This window comes from Pseudarthrobacter sp. O4 (assembly GCF_050157025.1).
Classification (GTDB): Bacteria; Actinomycetota; Actinomycetes; order Actinomycetales; family Micrococcaceae; genus Arthrobacter.
This window is the reverse complement of sequence record NZ_CP189591.1, coordinates 1,780,743-1,795,755: the sequence shown is the minus strand read 5'-3', so window position 1 is coordinate 1,795,755 and position 15,013 is coordinate 1,780,743. Positions and strand designations below refer to the sequence as shown.

The 15,013-nt window shown below is 68.4% G+C and carries 12 protein-coding genes; 9 read left to right on the top strand and 3 right to left on the bottom strand.

Going from position 1 to position 15,013, the window contains the following annotated elements; all coding sequences use genetic code 11:
• Positions 1-107: 107 nt before the first annotated feature.
• Complete coding sequence (locus ACQCSU_RS08225; RefSeq protein WP_426979252.1) at positions 108-1,055, top strand: hypothetical protein; 948 nt, start codon at positions 108-110, stop codon at positions 1,053-1,055.
• Between the two features lie 57 nt (positions 1,056-1,112).
• Here the strand turns inward: ACQCSU_RS08225 and acs are convergent, their stop codons facing one another.
• The gene (gene acs, locus ACQCSU_RS08220) at positions 1,113-3,173 is read right to left on the bottom strand and encodes an acetate--CoA ligase (RefSeq protein ID WP_426979251.1); all 2,061 of its coding nucleotides are present in this window, start codon (positions 3,171-3,173) and stop codon (positions 1,113-1,115) included.
• Positions 3,174-3,713: 540 nt separating this feature from the next.
• Here acs and ACQCSU_RS08215 point away from each other — a divergent pair.
• Genes ACQCSU_RS08215 through ACQCSU_RS08205 form a run of 3 tightly spaced genes read left to right on the top strand, consistent with a single transcriptional unit; the run spans position 3,714 to position 6,692 of the window.
• Positions 3,714-5,117 carry a hypothetical protein gene (locus tag ACQCSU_RS08215; protein WP_426979250.1) on the top strand — a complete coding sequence of 468 codons (1,404 nt, stop codon included), beginning with the start codon at positions 3,714-3,716 and terminating at the stop codon, positions 5,115-5,117.
• The gene (gene nth / locus ACQCSU_RS08210) at positions 5,068-6,015 is read left to right on the top strand and encodes an endonuclease III (RefSeq protein WP_426979249.1); all 948 of its coding nucleotides are present in this window, start codon (positions 5,068-5,070) and stop codon (positions 6,013-6,015) included. The genes ACQCSU_RS08215 and nth overlap by 50 nt, the downstream gene beginning before the upstream one ends.
• Positions 6,012-6,692: an NUDIX hydrolase gene (locus tag ACQCSU_RS08205; RefSeq protein WP_426979248.1), complete on the top strand. Its 681-nt coding sequence runs from the start codon at positions 6,012-6,014 to the stop codon at positions 6,690-6,692. The genes nth and ACQCSU_RS08205 overlap by 4 nt, the downstream gene beginning before the upstream one ends.
• A gap of 36 nt (positions 6,693-6,728) precedes the next feature.
• On the opposite strand, the gene ACQCSU_RS08200 is transcribed toward ACQCSU_RS08205, so the two are convergent.
• Both ACQCSU_RS08200 and ACQCSU_RS08195 read right to left on the bottom strand, forming a co-directional pair.
• Entirely contained in the window at positions 6,729-6,965 is a 237-nt protein-coding gene (locus ACQCSU_RS08200) for a YegP family protein (protein WP_354244196.1), read from the bottom strand.
• A 143-nt stretch (positions 6,966-7,108) separates the two neighbouring features.
• Positions 7,109-8,824 carry a bifunctional 3'-5' exonuclease/DNA polymerase gene (locus ACQCSU_RS08195; RefSeq protein ID WP_426979247.1) on the bottom strand — a complete coding sequence of 572 codons (1,716 nt, stop codon included), beginning with the start codon at positions 8,822-8,824 and terminating at the stop codon, positions 7,109-7,111.
• 92 nt (positions 8,825-8,916) lie between these two features.
• Here ACQCSU_RS08195 and ssd point away from each other — a divergent pair, with 92 nt between their 5' ends.
• The 5 genes from ssd to ACQCSU_RS08170 all read left to right on the top strand — a co-directional run bounded on the left by ssd (position 8,917) and on the right by ACQCSU_RS08170 (position 14,816).
• Positions 8,917-10,026, top strand: a complete 1,110-nt coding sequence (gene ssd, locus ACQCSU_RS08190; RefSeq protein ID WP_426979246.1) for a septum site-determining protein Ssd — start codon at positions 8,917-8,919, stop codon at positions 10,024-10,026.
• Positions 10,023-11,270, top strand: a complete 1,248-nt coding sequence (locus ACQCSU_RS08185; protein WP_426979245.1) for a TadA family conjugal transfer-associated ATPase — start codon at positions 10,023-10,025, stop codon at positions 11,268-11,270. The genes ssd and ACQCSU_RS08185 overlap by 4 nt, the downstream gene beginning before the upstream one ends.
• On the top strand, positions 11,267-12,112 hold the full coding sequence (locus ACQCSU_RS08180; RefSeq protein WP_426979244.1) for a hypothetical protein: 846 nt from the start codon (positions 11,267-11,269) through the stop codon (positions 12,110-12,112). Before ACQCSU_RS08185 ends, ACQCSU_RS08180 begins: the two co-directional genes overlap by 4 nt.
• Positions 12,113-12,129: 17 nt before the next feature.
• Entirely contained in the window at positions 12,130-12,720 is a 591-nt protein-coding gene (locus tag ACQCSU_RS08175; protein WP_426979746.1) for a type II secretion system F family protein, read from the top strand.
• 290 nt (positions 12,721-13,010) lie between these two features.
• Entirely contained in the window at positions 13,011-14,816 is a 1,806-nt protein-coding gene (locus ACQCSU_RS08170; RefSeq protein WP_426979243.1) for a hypothetical protein, read from the top strand.
• The last annotated feature ends 197 nt before the right edge of the window (positions 14,817-15,013 follow it).

Below are 15,013 nucleotides of genomic sequence, written 5' to 3'. Positions count from 1 at the left end.
TCCCGGCTCTGGCTCGCACGGGCGGCCCTGCCTAGACTAAGAGGACCATCGTGCGGAGCTCCCGTACCGGCCAGCTCGCGCGGAAAGCCCGATCTGGGAGCGTCATCATGCGCAAGATTCATCCACGAATTTCCATCCGCCGCGCAGCGGCGGGGCTGCTTGCCTTGGCGGCCGTCTTCGTCCCAGCGCCCACGGCCGCGGCCTCCCGGGCCGACGCCGGGGACCGCCGCGCCGTGATCACCCTTCCCGGTGCCACCGGAGCCGAAGGCATCGCCGCCGGGGAGGGCACCACGTTCTTCGCCGGTGACCGGCTCAACGGGAACATCTACCGCGGCGACATCGGCAGAGGGAAAGCGAAACTTTTCCTCACCGCCCCCGCAGGCCGGGCGGCCCTCGGCATGAAGGTCGATGAGCACAACGACCTCCTCTTCGTCGCCGGAGGCGCCACCGGCCAGGCCTACGTCTACAACATTGAGACGAAGAAGACCGAAGCCACCTACCAGCTGGCCGCAGCCGGCGCGAGCTTCATCAACGACGTCACCCTCACCGAGGACGGAGCCTGGTTCACTAATTCACAGGCCGGCGAGCTGTACTTCGTGCCGGTCAACCGCCATGGCGACCCGGGCGCTTCGCAGACCCTGGCTCTGAAGGGACCGGCTGGGGAACTTGAAAAGGGGTTCAACCTCAACGGCATCGCCTCGGTCCGGGACGGACACGCGCTGATCGTCGCCCACTCCGCCCGCGGCGTCCTGTACACGGTGGATCCGGAAACCGGGGCGAGCGCATCCATCACGGGCGTGAGCTTTCCCAACGTGGACGGCATTATCGTCCGGGACAACACGCTGTGGGCGGTGCAGAACTTCAGCAACCAGGTCAGCCGCATCCGCCTCAACCACGGTCTCGACTCCGGTGCGGTGCGGCAGGTCATCACCAGCAAGCATTTCGACGTCCCGACGACGGCGGCCCTCTTCGGTGACACCCTGGCCCTGGTCAACGCGAAGTTCAGCACCCCTGACGCCTCGAGCTTCGAAGCCGTTCTGGTCGATGCCCGCTAACCGGTAGGGACAGCGGCGCCGACCACCTGAAGTGGGCGGCGCCGCCGAACCGCGTACTTACTTCCGCAGCGAGCTTGCGATCTGGGTCATGACCGTGTTGTCCGCCAGGGTGCTCGCATCGCCGACCTCGCGGCCTTCCGCGACGTCCTTGAGCAGGCGGCGCATGATCTTGCCGGAGCGGGTCTTGGGCAGTTCCGGCACCACGAGGATGGTCTTGGGCTTGGCAATCGGGCCGATTTCCTTGCCCACGTGGTTGCGGAGCTCCTGGACGATCGCATCGCCGGTGTCCACGGCATCCCCGCGCAGGATCACGAACGCGACGACGGCCTGGCCGGTGGTCTCATCCGCAGCGCCCACGACGGCGGCCTCCGCCACCGCGGGGTGGCTGACGAGCGCGGACTCGATCTCAGCGGTGGAGAGCCGGTGGCCGGAAATGTTCATCACATCATCCACCCGGCCGAGCAGCCAGATGTCGCCGTCCTCGTCCTTCTTGGCGCCGTCGCCGGCGAAGTAGATGCTCTCGAAGCGGGACCAGTAGGTCTCCTTGAACCGCTCCGGGTCGCCCCAGATGCCGCGCAGCATGGCCGGCCACGGTTCGCGGATCACGAGGTAGCCGCCGGAGCCGTTGGGCACGGACTCGCCGGCCTCGTCCACGACGTCCACGGCGATGCCGGGGAGCGGGACCTGGGCCGAGCCGGGCTTCGTGGCCGTCACACCGGGAAGCGGTGCGATCATCTGCGCCCCGGTTTCGGTCTGCCACCAGGTGTCCACGATCGGGGCCGGGGTTTCTTTCCGTTCGCCGTTCTTGCCCGCGTTGGCTCCGATGACCTCGCGGTACCACATCCAGGCTTCCGGGTTGATGGGTTCGCCGACCGAGCCCAGGACGCGGATCGAGGAGAGGTCGGACCTGGCCGGGATCTCCTTGCCCCACTTCATGAAGGTGCGGATGGCGGTCGGAGCGGTGTACAGGATGGACACCTTGTACTTCTCGACAATCTCCCACCAGCGGCCCTGATGTGGGAAGTCCGGGGTGCCCTCGTACATGACCTGGGTGGCTCCGTTGATGAGCGGGGCATAGGCGACATAGGAGTGCCCGGTGATCCAGCCGACGTCGGCGGTGCACCAGTAGACGTCCGTCTCCGGGTGCAGGTCGAAGACCGCCTTGTGCGTGTAGGCGCCCTGGGTGAGGTAACCGCCGGTGGTGTGCAGGATGCCCTTGGGCTTACCGGTGGTGCCGGACGTGTAGAGAATGAACAGCGGGTGCTCGGAGTCGTGCCCGACGGCGGTGTGCTCGGGGGAGGCCACCTCCACCGTGTCCGCCCACCAGTGGTCACGGCCCTCATGCCAGTCCACGTGCTGGCCGTTGCGCTTGACCACCACGACGTTCTGGACGGTGTGGCCGGCAGCATTTCCCTCGTGGGACAAGGCCTCATCGACGGCGGGCTTCAGCGCGCTGGGCTTGCCGCGGCGGTAGGTGCCGTCGGCGGTGACCACGAGCTTGGCCTCGGCGTCGTCGATCCGGGAGCGGAGCGCTTCGGCGGAGAAGCCGCCAAAGACGACCGAGTGGATGGCGCCGATCCGGGCGCAGGCCAGCAGCGTGATGACGGCCTCGGGAATCATGGGGAGGTAGACCGCGACCCGGTCACCCTTGGCGACTCCGAGGGACTCGAAGGCGTTGGCGGCCTTCTTGACTTCTTCCGTGAGCTGGGCATAGGTATACGTGCGGGTGTCGCCCGGTTCGCCCTCGAAATAGATCGCGACCCTCTCTCCGAGGCCGTTCTCCACATGGCGGTCCAGGGCGTTGTACGCGGCGTTGATCTCGCCGCCGACGAACCATTTGGCGAACGGCGGCGTGGACCAGTCCAGCGTCTGCGTGAAGTCCTTGCTCCAGCTCAACAGCTCGCGGGCCTGCTTTGCCCAGAAGGCCGGGCGGTCGGCGTCGGCTTCCGCGTAGTCGGCGGCGGTGACCACGGCGTTCGCCACGAAGTCTTCCGAGGGGGCGAACCTGCGGTCCTCATGCGACAGGTTTTCGAACGCGTCGCCCTGGTGGTTCGCGGTGGCGGAAGACGTGGTGCCGGGGACGTGGGTGGTCGTGGCGCCGGGTATCTGCTGGGACATGGTGAACCTCATCATTCATCGATCCGTGCTGCGCGGGGCGTCCGGACCTCCCCCGCTCCGGGGCCGCAAACGCGACGCCGGGCAGCGGCCGATCACGGGCCTACCGCAAAGAGCTGTTCCGCAGTAAACACTAATACTTGGGTACGGCAGATGGTGCGCCCCGTCACAATGTGAGCCGCGAGCGGTGTTTGTTAAGCGCCGAGCGGCTGTTTCTGCCCCAACACGGGAGCGTAGGCGGCGCTGCACCAGCAAAGCCCAGACGGCAGGAACCCGCCGTCTCGCCGTGCCGGCCGGGACTTGGAACGACCCGGTCAGCTACAGCGGGGTGCTGGGCACAGCCGCGGGCGCCGGCAGACCCGAAGAACGACGCTGATTTTGCCGCTCCCACCCACGGCTTGTCAGCTAGTGATCGGACAAGCACTTGGCTAGGCTGAGATGGAGTTGTGACATCCGATGGAGGCGACAGGACCGCGCGCGGTCTGGTGTCAGCCTGCCGTTCGGCGGCACCGTCCAGGGTGACGCCATGCTAAGGAGAACAGAATGAACGAGCAAGCTAACGGGCAGCTCCACGCGCCTTCCCAGGACAGGGCCAACGGCGGTCCGGCCCGTCCGGCCGGCTTCGAAGATGCGCCCCGCTTCACGGTGGACAAGGCGAACGGCAAAACCGGCAAGAAGAACGCGGCCGTTCTCGGACCTTTCACCATCCGGGATCTCACTGTTTTCGGCTCCACGTTGGTTCTCTTCATCGCCTCGCTGATTCCGATGTTCGCCGTCAGCTACAACCTGTGGAACCTGGGGAGTCTTTTCTTCCTGGGCCTCGGGATCCTGCTGCCGCTGATCGTGAGTGCACTGTTTGTGGCGCGCCGTGTCAGCCCCGGAACCCGGATCTGGATCGGGTCCTTGTCCGTGGACCAGTTCGCCTCCGTGGTGGCGTCCTTCGCCGTCGCCTTCTTCTTCCTTGCCGTAGCGGGCGCCTACGTCCCGAGCATGCTGCTGGCCCTCGTCGGTGCACTGGGACTCTTTGCCGCCACCGTCCTCGCCCGCCTGGTCCCGTATTTCGCCGGTGACTTCCTGGACCGCGACGAGGCCCCGGCGCACGTGGTGGCACGCCAAGCCGCGGTCCCGGTCCGCCAACCCCGCGCCCCGAAGACACCCAAGGAAGCAAAGGAGCCCAAGGAAGCCAAGGAGCACAAGGAGCCCAAGGAAAGCGCGACGGGCGCGGTCGCAGGCTGGGCCAAGCGCATGAAACCTCGCGGCCAGGCAGCAGCCCCGGACGCCGCCGCGCGCGGCTACGAGGCCCGCGGCCCCGCTTCAAACGACGCCGTTCCAGGCTCGGCCGCCGCCTCCCCGGCCGCCGCCTCCCCGGCCGCCGCCACGCCGTCGGCCGGCCCGGCCGCGCCCCCGGCTGCCGTCACCCAGGCCGCTGCCGTCACCCAGGCCGCTGCCGGCCAGGCAGCTGCTGCCCCCGGTTCGGCCCCCGCCCCGGCTTACAGTGCCCCGGCAACCCAGGTCTCCGGCGTGGTACCGTCCGCCCCGTCCGCTGCTGAGCAGACGCAGGCTTCCGGCGTCGTGCCGCCTGCCGCGAATTCAGCAGCGGCCGCGGAGGCCGAAGAAACACGCGCAGCGGACGTGCCGGTGAGTGCCGGTACCGGCGCTCCCACCACTGTCAATCCGCAGGTGCGCTCGCAGGAACCGATCGGGGCCACTGTCGATCCGGCGAGCCGGCCCGAGCAGCGACAGGCCCAGCCCGTCCACGAGGCATTCTGGTTCGCCGTCGCCCAGCTGCGCACCGCCGTCGATGAACACACCGGTGCACCGGCGTTCGTGATTGAACCCGGCGGCTGGGTCCTTGCCCTCGAGGACCGGGGCCACGAGTTCCTGGTCCAGCACACCGATGGCCGGGTGGGCGTGCTGCGCGACCTCAGCAATATCGAGCGCGGCTAGCCCGACGCCGGTGGCCAACGATTCCGAGGCTTCACAGCCCGGCAGTGCCAGGCCTGCCAGCCCCGCCCCTGCCAGCCCGAAGGCGGCACGCCCGACGGCGGCACGCCCGACGGCGGCCGGCGAATCCTTGCTGGGACTCAAGCGGCGTGCGCGACGGATCAACCGTGCGCTGGCTGAACAGTACCCGTACGCGCACGCTGAACTGGATTTCCGCAATCCGTTCGAGCTCGTAGTGGCCACCGTGCTTTCGGCGCAGACGACTGACGTGCTGGTCAACCAGATCACGCAGCTGCTGTTCGCCCGCTACCCCGACGCGCGGAGCATGTCCGAGGCGGATCCCGCCGAACTGGAAGCCATCATCAGACCCACCGGGTTCTTCCGCGCGAAGGCCCGGAACCTGCTGGCCCTGTGCAACCGGCTGGTGGACGAGTACGACGGCGAGGTGCCGGGACGGCTGGAGGATCTGGTGACGCTGCCCGGCGTCGGCCGCAAGACCGCCAACGTTGTCCTGGGGAACGCGTTCGGCATTCCCGGGATCACGGTGGACACTCATTTCGGCCGGCTGGCCCGGCGCTTCGGCTGGACGGAGTCCGATGATCCGGTGCTGATCGAGTCCGACGTCGCCGAACTGTTCGAGCCCAAGGATTGGACCATGCTCTCGCACCGGGTGGTGTTCCACGGGCGGCGGGTCTGCCATTCGCGCAAGCCGGCCTGCGGGGCCTGCCCGGTGGCCAACTGGTGCCCCAGCTACGGGATGGGCGAGACCGACCCGGAGAAGGCGAAGAAGCTGCTGAAGTACGAGCTGGCGCCGGGGCAGGAAGAGCTGCTGGCGAAGCTCCTTGCCGAGACGCACCGGGCTGCGGAAATCAGGATGGAATCCCAGAGGAAGCCCCGGTGACCGCACGCCAGGACCTCATCGATCTGGTGGCGGCGGTTGAGGCGGGCACGGCGCCTGCGCCGGACCCGCGCTGGCGCGAACTCACCGTGGAACCGGGGGAGCGCATCCGCAGGGCCGCCGTGCTCATGCTGTTCGGTGCCCTCGATCATGTCCCCGCAGCCTCCGTCAAGCTGCTGGCTCCGGCAGATCTGGACGTCCTGCTGCTGCAGCGTGCCCAGACTCTGGACGACCATCCCGGACAAGTCGCCTTTCCCGGCGGCGGCATCGACCCCGGCGAATCCGTGATCGACGCCGCCCTGCGCGAGGCGGAGGAGGAAACGGGGCTGGATCCCGACGGTGTCGAGGTACTCGGCGTCATGCCGGAGCTGTCACTGCCCCGCGGTAACTTCCTGGTGACACCCGTCCTGGGCTGGTGGGCCCGTCAATCACCCGTGCGGGTGGTGGACTACGGCGAGTCCTCCCAGGTCTTCCGGGTGCCCGTCCGGGACCTGCTTGACCCGGACAACCGGGTGATGGCGACCGTCAGCCGTGCCGGCCAGACCTTCCAAAGCCCCGCGTTCACCGTCAATGGAGTGGTGGTTTGGGGCTTCACCGGGATGATCCTCAACCAGCTGTTCGAGCAGCTGGGGTGGGCGGTTCCCTGGGACCGCTCACGGCTCTACGGGATCGACGCCTGAGAAGGCCGGAACTGTCCCTCTAGCGTGGTGCCTTTTTTAGCGCTGTGTCCGCGTGGCCGGCCTGGCTGCGGCCTTCCCGGATGACGGCGACTTCCGGGACTTGTCGACCACCAGTCCGGTGGCGGCGTTCTCGCGCACGGCTGTGATGCCTGCCGCCGCGCCCTTGATGGAGTTGAACATTGGCGAAACGGCGACAACCGTTCCATCGGGTGCGGTCAGTTTGAAGAAGTACTCTTTCTCTCCAGCTTCGGCGATCTCAAAAATGCCAGCCAATCTGCTGCCTCCCCAAATTCATGCCTCGTTGCACCAGCCGGCGGAACACTCAAAATGGATGCCGCCATTTTCGAGCGTAGCCGGGGTCCGGACCATGCACAAAGCTACCGGCGGGTACGTTACCCGGGGAGTCAGAGGCTCTGCTATTTGGCCTTGTCATACGAGTCCACGACGGCCACGCTCACCGGGAATTCCACCGGGATCCGGCCGAAGAGCAACTCCTTGGCGGCATTCGCGGCGTCCTCGATCGCCAGGATGCAATCCCCTACGGCTTCCTCCGGGCAGTGGACCATGACTTCGTCATGCAGGAAGAACACCAGTTCCCCGGCCGGGCCGCCGACCGCGCGCATAGCCCGGAGCCGCCGTCGTAATTCGGCCAGCCAGCAGGCCGCCCAGTCCGCGGCGGAGCCCTGCACGACGAAGTTCCGGGTGAACCGCCCGCGCGAACGGGCCGCCGAATCGGCCCGGCGCTGTTCTTCGGCAGTGGCGGACTGCTGGCTCCGCAGCCATCCCTCCGACGGCGGCGGGCTGCTGCGGCCCAGCCGGGAGGTGACGGTCTTCCCGGCTTCGCCCTCACGGGCCGCTTGTTCCACGAAGCCGACCGCGCGGGGGTAGGTGCGGGCAAGCTGCGGCATGAGGCGGCCTGACTCGCCCGTCGTGGCTCCGTAGATGGCGCCCAGGAGCGCCACCTTGGCCTGGGCCCGGTCGCCGCCGAACCCCTGCGCCGCGATGCCGGCGTAGAGGTCCTTGTCCCGCGCGGCCTCGGCCATCTTTGAGTCCTGGGCGAGTGCCACGAGCACCCGCGGTTCGAGCTGGGAGGCGTCTGCGACGATCAGCTTGTGGCCCGGATCGGCATGCACGGCGCCTCGGATCTGCCGCGGGATCTGCAGCGCGCCGCCGCCGCGGGAGGCCCAGCGTCCCGAGACCACCCCGCCGACAACGTACTCCGGCTGGAAACGGCCGTCCTTGACCCAGGCATCGAGCCAGGCCCAGCCGTTGGCTGCATGGAGCCGGGACAGTTTCTTGTACTCCAGGAGCGGCTCGATCGCCGGGTGCGTGGATTCCTTCAGCTCCCACTGGCGGGTCGTCTTCACCTCGATCCCGTTCCGGTGCAGGGCCCGCATGAGCTCCTGCGGTGAATCCGGGTTGAGCGCAGGCGAATGCAGCAGCTGGCGCAGCGCCGTGGTGAGGGCCTCGAGTTTGGCTGGGCGGTGGCCATGCGGAGGACGCGGCCCGAGGTGGCCCGCGAGGATCTGCTCATGCAGCTCCTCCCGCCAGGGGACGCCGGTGTGCTGCATTTCCGCGGCGATCATGGCCCCCGCGGACTCAGCCGCCAGAAGGAGCTGGAGGCGCTGCCTGCGGTTGTCGGGCTGGTTTGCCGCCCCGGCCTGGCTGAGCGCATCCTGCTGCGCGGCATACTCTACGCGGAGGTCCCCGGGGGTGTGCCGCGGCGTCCGGTGAAGTCCTGGATCGTCAAACAGTGCGCCCTGGTCGGCCGGCGGAGGAGGCGGCTGGAGGGCTCGCGGCGGCTGCTGCAGGTCATCGTCCTGGGTCAGCTTCTCCGCGTTCCTGGCATAGGAAGTATGTGCGGTGAATTCCGAGTGGGCCAGGATCGCGCCGCAGAGCGTGAGGTCGTAGCAGCGTTCCAGCTCCACCCCGGCGGCCAGCAGGGAGGGGTACCAGTCCTGTGTGCGGTGCCAGATCCAGCGCGGTCGCTGCTTCTCAAGCCGGAGCACGACGCCGGCCAGTTCGGCGGCGCTGATCACCCTCGGTTCGGGGGTGGCCGGGTGCGGGGCGCCGTCGGCGGTGAGTTCCTGGAGGGCTGCGCCGTCAGCGTGGGCGGCGAGCAGCAGATACATAGGATCAATTCTGCCCTGTGGTGCGGGGCTGCTTGTCCACATAGCGCGGGGCACCGGCTACGGGCCCTCCGACAGGAGGGCAGAGTGACGGTATGAGCAGGCACCAGTTACCCGATTCCTTCCCGGATCCCGCAGAGGGGCCAGAGCAGTGGCTGCCGGACGAGTCCGCGGAGACGCTGCTGGTCACCGGAATCGAGGTGCTGCGCAGTGAGGTGGAACGCATAGTGGCAGCAGCCGGGGGCCGGCTGCGGACGGTGCGGGACGTGCAGGAAGCAGCTCCGTTCTGGGACACTGCGGCAGCGGTGCTGGTCGGCAGCGACATCCTGGACCTGCCGCTACGGAGGCGGGCACCGGCCGTGCTCGTTGGCCTGAGCGGGGACGGGGACAGCCTGTGGCAGCTCGCCGCTGTCATCGGGGCCGAACGGGTTGCCGTCCTCCCAGACGCCTCATCCTGGCTGGCCGAATACCTCAGCCGCTCCCGCTCGCCCGAGGCCGGAGGGCTGGTCCTCGGCGTCGTCGGCGGCTGCGGCGGGGCCGGAGCAACGACGGCGGCAATCTGGCTTGCCCAGGCCGCTGCCCGGCACGGGGCCCGCGTCCTCTTGGTGGACGGGGACCCCTGGGGTGGCGGCATGGAACTGGCGCTCGCCGCCGAGGACTCCGACGGGCTTCGCTGGCCGGACCTCGCGGGGGCCAGCGGCAGCATCGATCCTTACCAGCTCGCTGAGGCCTTGCCGGTGGCTGGCGGCTTCTCGTTTTTGTCTTGGCCCGGCCGCCGGGAGCGGGCTGTCGGGGTCGATGCCGGCTCGGTGTCCGGGGTCCTGGACGCGGCCCGGCGCGGCTATGAGCTGGTGGTTCTGGACATTGGCCGCGGTCGCGAGGTGCTTCGGGCTTTCGCCTGGGAGTGTGACCGGCTTGTGGTCCTCGCCCCCGCCCAGCTGCGTGCGGCCGTCGCAACCGCGCGGCTGCTGCAGGAACTGCCCCCGGTGGAAACCTCCCTCGTGGTCCGGGGTACGCCCGGGGCCGCGCTGGACGAGTTCCATATCGCCGAATCCGTGGGGCTTCCGCTGCACGGGATTCTGCCCGAGGTCAGGGGGGTCGCCTCCGCCACGGAACGAGGGCGTCTGCTGGAAGTCGGCCAGCAACGCAGCGTCCGCCGGTTCGCCGCGACACTTCTTGACCTCAGCGGCGGAGACCCCGGATGAGTGCGCATGCGGCTCCCGGGCCGCCGGACACGAACAGCGCCCTGCGCTCACACGGACAACGTCAGCGGGCACACAGCGCCGTCGACGCACGACTGTTGGAGTCCGTCCGGGAGTCCGTCATGTCCGAGACCGGCCCGGTGACTCCTTCCCGGGTGGCCGCCGCTGTGCAGGCGACCGGGCGGCTGCTTGGCACCGCGGGTGCCCTGGCCGCCGTGGAAAGCATCAGCGCGGAGCTGAGCGGGCTGGGCCCGTTGCAGGCGCTGGTGAGGGATCCCGCCGTGACGGACGTCTTCGTCAACGGCCCGGATGCGGTCTGGCTGGACCGAGGCAACGGCCTGGAGAAGGCGCCGGTCGTCTTTTCCGGCGAGCCGCAAATCCGCGCACTTGCCGCACGGCTCGTGGCGGCGGGCGGCCGGCGACTTGATGACGGGTCTCCGTGCGTGGACGTCAGGCTCGACGGCGGCTACCGGGTCCACGCAGTCCTGCCGCCGATCTCCACGACGGGAACACTCCTCAGCGTGAGAATCCGGGGGGACAAGGTCTTCACCATGCTGGAGTTGCGGCGGAACGGCATGTTCGGACCCCTCGTCCAGACGGTGCTGGAACGCATCATCGACCGGCGGTTGGGCTTTCTGATCAGCGGCGCAACAGGCTCAGGAAAGACCACGCTGCTCGCGACGCTGCTCGGCCTGTGCCATCCGGCTGAGCGGCTCGTCCTCATTGAAGACGCCTCGGAGCTCAACCCTGTCCACCCGCACGTGGTGTCGCTGGAATCCCGGCATGGAAACCTCGAGGGAAGCGGTGTCGTGGATCTCGGTGAGCTGGTCCGCCAGGCGTTGAGGATGCGGCCGGACCGGCTGGTCGTGGGTGAGTGCCGGGGTGCCGAGGTCCGGGAACTGCTCACAGCCATGAATACCGGCCACACAGGAGGCGGCGGAACCATCCACGCGAACACCGCGGCCGCCGTTCCTGCACGGCTGACGGCACTGGGGGCCCTGGCCGGTATGGGCCAGGATGCCGTGCGCCTGCAGGTGGCAAGCGCGCTCGACGCCGTCGTCCATGTGGGACGGGCGGGGAACAGGCGGTTCGTGGCGTGCGTCGGCCTTCTGGAGGAGCACGAAAGAGCCCTGGCGGTCACCGTTGCACTCGACGTCGTTGACGGCGGCGTACGGTACGGCCCGGCCTGGCCGCGGCTGGCGGACCGGCTCGGCCTGGATCCCGGCCTGGGCAGGGTTCCGGTGTGACTTCCGCCCTGATCGGCGTGCTGGCTCTCGCCGTTTGGTTGGCCCTTGCGCCCCCTGGTGGCCCCGGCCGGCGGTTCCGCCGGCAGCTCGCCGGGCCGCCACGGCAAACTGCGCCGGAGCCGGCCGATTCCCGCGCGCACCGCGGCCAGGCACGCCGTGGCCTGCGCCGGGCAGGACGGAATCCCCGCGGTGCGGCTTCAGTGCCGATGACCGTCCTTGTCCAGCAGCTGGCTGCCCTGCTCAGAGGGGGCCGTACCCCCTCGCGGCTGTGGGATGAGCTGTGGCACCTCTACGGCGGGGACGCTCTGCCGGGCCGGTCCATGTCCGATGGCCCACCCCGGGACGCAGCGCTTGCCCCGGACTCGCTGGCCAGTCTGGCTGCAGCCCGCGCCGCAGCGAGGTGCGGGGCCCCCGTGGGCGAGGCCATCCGAAGCGCCGCCACTGGCAGACGCGCCCGTGCCGGTCCGGGATTCGGAAAGGATGACGCCGGCCGGGAGCGCGCCAACTGGATCGAATTGGCCGCGTGCTTCGACGTGGCCGAGGTCAGCGGCTGCCCGTTGGCCGACATTCTGACCCGCTTCGCCGCCCAGCTTGAAGCCGAGGAGGATGCGGAAGCCGCCCGGCAGACTGCGCTGGCTGGTCCCCGGGCAACAGTTCGATTGCTCAGCTGGTTGCCGGTCCTGGGTCTGGGTCTTGGCATGCTGCTGGGCGTGGACCCGATAGACATCCTGCTGGGGGCGCCGCTAGGTCTGGCGGCCCTGGCGGCGGGTGTTGCCCTCACAGCCGCGGGACGGATCTGGTCGGCCAGGCTCGTCAGGTCGGCGGCGGGGGAAACACGGTGAGTGCCGGGCTCGCCGGCATGGCGGTTACGGCCCTTCTGGCGGGCGCTGCGTGGGTGTCGTTTGCCCACCGCTCACAGGCCAGGCGAAGACTCAGTCGGCTCGAGCCCGGACGGCTGGTAGCCGGCCATACCGGACTTGCCGGGAAGGCCCACGGCGACGAAGGAACGTCCGGCGCCGCGGGCCTTGGTGACACGGCCATGATGCTCGAACTGATCGGCGCGATGCTGGACGCGGGCGCCGGTCTTGGCCGCTCCTTGGAGCTCGTGGCGGCCCTGGCCGCCCAGGATTTCAGCGTCCCGCTTCGCCCGGTTGTGTCCGCGCTGGCTATCGGCGCCGACTGGGACACAGCCTGGCGCAGTTCACGCAACCGGTCGCCCCAGCTGTTGGCCCTGCGCGACGCCTTGGGGTTCGCCGCCCTCACCGGGGCGCCATCTTCTGCCATCCTCTATGCCCAGGCGGCCCGGATCCGCCGCGACCGCTTCAGGACCGCAGAGAAAGCCGCGGCCGCCCTTGGCGTGAAGCTTGTGGTCCCGCTGGGCCTTTGTTCCCTGCCGGCCTTTGTGTGTCTCGGCGTCGTCCCGGTGCTGCTGGCGCTGCTCCCCGGCTGATCCAAACCGGTCCGTCGACGGCGTGAGTCGACGGGGTGAATGGAGTAGCCCGGCGGCAACGGCCCACGGCGATCCCTTTTCAAGGTTTTCTCAAGTCGCCGCCGATATCGTGCGGTAGGCATCGCAGTACGAGCGCCCTCGTGTGTGGCCCACCGATATTTACCCGCCAAGGGCGTCCGCTATCTCGGTACGTCTGGAAAAAAATATTCGGGAGTTTGAATTCGAGGCAGGGGGGCAGATCAATGATTCGACTGCGAAGGGCTGGCATTATTGCGGCACTAAATCTGTTGGTGTTGGCCGGAGTGGCCGTCGGGGCGGCGCCGGCCCAAGCCGCCGTCACGTGCGCCCCGGCCACACCGGCACCCACCAACAACTTTCCCGGCACAACAGTCGTTGCGACCAGTTTCGAGGAAAAAACAATCTCAGCGTCAGGCTTCAACGCCCCCAATATCGCCGGGACAGGCACGGCCACGATCTCCGAGAAAAACAAACATTCCGGACGGTGCGCCGCCCTCCTGCACGTGACCAACACGCCGGGCTCCCTGGCCAACTTTTCCGCGCCCCTGCCCGCCGGCAGCAAGGACGTCTACGCCGACGGCTGGTTTAACGTCACCGCCAAGGGCGTCGACACCAACAACGTTCCCTACTTCCGGTTCTTCAACAACGGTACGAGGGTCCTCGACGTCTTTCGCGCCAACAACGGCCTCGGCGCACTGTGGCTGCGCGTCGCATCGCCGACCGGGAAACTCACCTATACCCGGCTGGTGCCCAGCGTCGCACTGAACAGCTGGCATCACCTGACAATGCATGCCATAGCCAACGGCGCGTCCACAACGGTGGAGATCTCGTTTGATAACAAGTCGGTCTTGTCCAGCAACCAGGTCAAGATCGACGTCGACACGCTGTCCGCAGTGCAGTTGGGCGCCGAACACCGGAGGCAAGCGGGGGACGTCTACATCGACGACGTGATCATCAAGGCTTCGGCAAACGGAGCCGGCCTTCCCGGTACGTTTGCTCCGATCACGCCCACCCGGCTGCTTGACACCCGGACCGGGTCCCCGGTCGGTGCGGATTCCGCCGTGTCCTTCCAGGTCGCGGGAGTCAACGGAATCCCGGCCAAGGTGGCATCTGTCGTGTTCAACCTGACGGTCACCTCGCCCAAGGCCGCAGGCTTCGCCACCGCCTATGCCTCCGGTTCCCCCCGCCCGAACGCGTCCAACCTGAACTTCAACGCCGGCCAGACCGTGCCGAACCTGGTCACGGTCCCGGTGGGGGCCGACGGGAAGGTCACGCTCTTCAACCGCTCCTCCGGCAGTTCCCACCTGATAGCGGACGTCACCGGCTACTACGCCCCGGGCACCCCGGCCACCCCGGGCGCCTTCAAGTCGCTCGCGCCCTCCCGGATCCTGGACACCAGGAATGCCTCAGCCGTGGCCTCCGACACGCCGTTGTCCTTCCAGGTCGCGGGCGTCAACGGGATCCCCGCCTCGGTGGCAGCGGTGGTCTTCAACCTCACCGTGACCGAGCCGAAGTCCTTCGGATTCGTCACCGCCTACGCCTCAGGCACGGCGCGGCCCAACGCGTCCAACCTGAACTTCAACACCGGCCAAAACGTGCCTAACCTGGTCACGGTCCCGGTCGGGGCCGACGGGAAGGTCACCGTGTTCAACCGCTCCGCCGGGACAACCCAGCTCATCGCCGACGTCGCCGGCTACTACCTCCCCGGCACACCGACCGCATCGGGTGCCTTCAAAGCCATCGGACCCACCCGGGCACTGGACACCAGGACCGGCTCCGCCGTCGGCGCGGACTCCGCCGTTTCCTTCCGGGTCTCCGGAGCCAACGGCATCCCCGCCAACGTGTCCGCCGTCGTCTTCAACCTGACCGTCACCTCGCCCAAGTCCTTCGGTTTCGTCACCGCGTTTGCTTCCGGTACGGCGCGTCCCAATGCGTCCAACCTGAACTTCAACACCGGCCAGACCATTCCGAACCTGGTCGCTGTCCCGGTAGGCTCCGACGGCCGGGTGTCGCTGTTCAACCGCTCCTCGGGCAGCTCCCAGCTCATCGCGGACATCGCAGGGTACTTCCTCCAGTAGTGCCTTGAGCCGGGACATACGTAACCCTCTGGATGATTGAAGGTCTCTTAGCCTGTTGCGCACCACCAACGGCTAAGAGGCCTTCATCATGTCTGTCATGAAGGGAGCCCGGCCACCGGCCACCGGCCTTCGAGCGCCGCCGCGGCTGACTATTCCTGAGTGCTCCTCGACATCCGGCCGGATTGCGTCGTTTTCCA

Excerpts from the sequence above, each read along its gene's own strand:
- ACQCSU_RS08225 (WP_426979252.1), top strand. The coding sequence starts at position 108 with ATGCGCAAGATTCATCCACGAATTTCCATCCGCCGCGCAGCGGCGGGG.
- acs (WP_426979251.1), bottom strand. The coding sequence starts at position 3,173 with ATGTCCCAGCAGATACCCGGCGCCACGACCACCCACGTCCCCGGCACC.
- ACQCSU_RS08215 (WP_426979250.1), top strand. The coding sequence starts at position 3,714 with ATGAACGAGCAAGCTAACGGGCAGCTCCACGCGCCTTCCCAGGACAGG.
- nth (WP_426979249.1), top strand. The coding sequence starts at position 5,068 with ATGGCCGGGTGGGCGTGCTGCGCGACCTCAGCAATATCGAGCGCGGCT.
- ACQCSU_RS08195 (WP_426979247.1), bottom strand. The coding sequence starts at position 8,824 with ATGTATCTGCTGCTCGCCGCCCACGCTGACGGCGCAGCCCTCCAGGAA.
- ssd (WP_426979246.1), top strand. The coding sequence starts at position 8,917 with ATGAGCAGGCACCAGTTACCCGATTCCTTCCCGGATCCCGCAGAGGGG.
- ACQCSU_RS08185 (WP_426979245.1), top strand. The coding sequence starts at position 10,023 with ATGAGTGCGCATGCGGCTCCCGGGCCGCCGGACACGAACAGCGCCCTG.
- ACQCSU_RS08175 (WP_426979746.1), top strand. The coding sequence starts at position 12,130 with ATGGCGGTTACGGCCCTTCTGGCGGGCGCTGCGTGGGTGTCGTTTGCC.